A 2,215-nucleotide genomic window follows, 5' to 3' on the forward strand; every position below is an offset into this window, starting at 1 on the left:
GTAAAAGACCTTAAGCGGGCAATGGAGAAGTATGAATATTTTAAGCTTCCGGCTAATTCCGGGGTTAACATTTCTAAAATTGCAGAAGAGTTTTCCAAGCGGGAGAATACACGTTTTATAGGTAAAATTAACAATCAGCTTATTTATGTGAAAGCTAAGGATATTGCCCATATTTACTTTGCTGATGGGTTAACCTGGGCCACTACAATGACTGATCAAAAGATTCCATTGGATTATTCTTTAGATCAGATTGAGAAATTACTTGATAAGAACCTGTTTTTCAGAATCAACAGGAAACTGATTATTCATATTGATGCGATAAAAAAAATTACTACCTATTATAATAGCAGGTTTATTTTGCAGTTGTCGCCCGCTGTTGAGGTTGAGGCCATTATAAGCAGGGAAAGGGTAAACGGTTTTAAGGCCTGGCTTGAAGGACAAACCATTTCGTCGTAGTATTCGATTTAGCCCTTATTAACCAGCATCCCCAACAGCTTAATTTTCTTTTCCACTTCGTCGCTCCATTGAAGACTAAAACCTAACCTTAAGCAATTGTCGAATTGTTGTTTTAAACTAAACATTCGGCCTGGAGCAATACTTACGTTGTGTTTTATTGCACGTTCATACAAATCAAGTGTACTAACATCTTTATTCAGCTCTACCCATAAGAAATATCCTCCATCAGGTCTGCTTACCCGTGTGTTTTCGGGGAAATAATTGGCTATAGCGCTGCTATACTTCAGGCTGTTGTTATAAAGTATCTGGCGTATTTTTCTTAAATGATTCTCGTAACGTCCATTCTTTAGAAAATCTGCAACAACTTCTGATGTGATTGTGGTAGACGAAAGTGCGTGACTCGATTTTAACTTCATCACCTTGTCTTTAAACTTTCCTGGGGCAACCCAGCCTACTCTATAACCGGGCGCAAGTGTTTTAGATACAGAATTACAATAAAGCACTAATCCACTTTCGTCGTATGTTTTGCAGGTGGTTGGCCTGTTGGCTCCAAAATAAAGATCGCCATAAAGATCGTCTTCAATTAAAGGTACATTATAGTGCTCCAGTAATTTAACTACCTCTTTTTTATGCTCGGCAGGCATAGAAGAGCCGCAAGGGTTATTAAAGTTGCTAACCAATAGGCAAACCTTGATTTTGTTCGTCGTTAGCGCTTTTTTTAAAGCTTCAAGTTCTATGCCTGTAGTTGCATTTGTAGGGAGTTCCAGAACATTTAGCCCCATGGTTTGGGTGAGCTGAAGGATGCCAAAATAAGCAGGGCTTTCAATTGCTACCGTATCTCCCGGTTTTGTTGTGGCCAGTAAACAGTAAGCAACAGCGTTAATACAACCTGCGGTTGTTATAATATCTGTATCATCCAGATCGCCACCCCATGAAAGAGACCATTTGGCAACCTCTCTTCTAAGCTTGTCATTTCCTTGTACCTGGTCGTAAGCTGTACCGCTGCTATCAAGAGTTCTCATGGCTTGTATCATCCCCTTGTTTAATTTTGCGATAGGGAGAAGGCTTTTGTGAGGCACACCTAACGAAAGCAGTGTTATTTTTGGGTTTGCACTGTCTTGATGAACGCGGGTAATAAGATCGTCCTGACTATGCAGAACAGATCCGGACGAAGGTTTACTTGTTTCGGGTACGGCTAAACGTTTTTTAGGAGGTACGCAAACATAATACCCTGATCTTGGTCTGGTTTCAATAAGCGATCTGCTCTCCAATTCATAATAAGCCTGTGTAACGGTACTCATATTATGGCCTAGTTCTCTGCAGAGCATTCTTACGGATGGAAGCTTATCACCTGCTTTTAACACCTCATTCATAATTTGCTTTTCGATGCGGGCAGCAATTTGAAGATATAAGTATGGCTCTGATTTGGGGGCTTGCTTTAATTCCATAGTTTAAAACTGTATTGGTCAAATTTAATAAAATTGTATCTGTGTTGGTGTAATTATATTGTTGAATTTTGTGTTATTATTTTAACAGTACCGATATGACCATTTTACATAGCACCCAGGAAGACTTAGATTCTATTTTTAAAATTTATGATGATGCTACTGAGTATCAAAAGAAACAAACCATTAATTATTGGAAAGGCTTTGAAAGATCGCTTGTTAAAAAAGAGATTGATGAAAAGAGGCAGTACAAGATTATGGCGGATGGTGAAATAGCCTGTGTTTTTGTGATCAATTATGATGACCCGCTAATC

General features: G+C 38.8%; 2 protein-coding genes and 1 pseudogene. 2 read left to right on the forward strand and 1 reads right to left on the reverse strand.

Annotation, left to right across the window (positions count from 1 at the left end; all coding sequences use genetic code 11):
• Positions 1 to 456: LytR/AlgR family response regulator transcription factor (locus AC1DDX_RS26645; RefSeq protein ID WP_477622951.1), on the forward strand; the 456-nt coding region annotated here is incomplete at its 5' end.
• A gap of 8 nt (positions 457 to 464) precedes the next feature.
• Here AC1DDX_RS26645 and AC1DDX_RS26650 read toward each other — a convergent pair.
• Positions 465 to 1,904, reverse strand: coding sequence for an aminotransferase-like domain-containing protein (locus tag AC1DDX_RS26650; RefSeq protein WP_288882285.1), 1,440 nt, complete (start codon positions 1,902 to 1,904; stop codon positions 465 to 467).
• 95 nt (positions 1,905 to 1,999) lie between these two features.
• On the opposite strand from AC1DDX_RS26650, the pseudogene AC1DDX_RS26655 reads away from it, so the two are divergent.
• A pseudogene (locus tag AC1DDX_RS26655) lies at positions 2,000 to 2,215 on the forward strand (GNAT family N-acetyltransferase); the annotation flags it as partial.

The sequence above is a fragment of the Pedobacter sp. 10L46_2 genome, assembly GCF_056395165.1.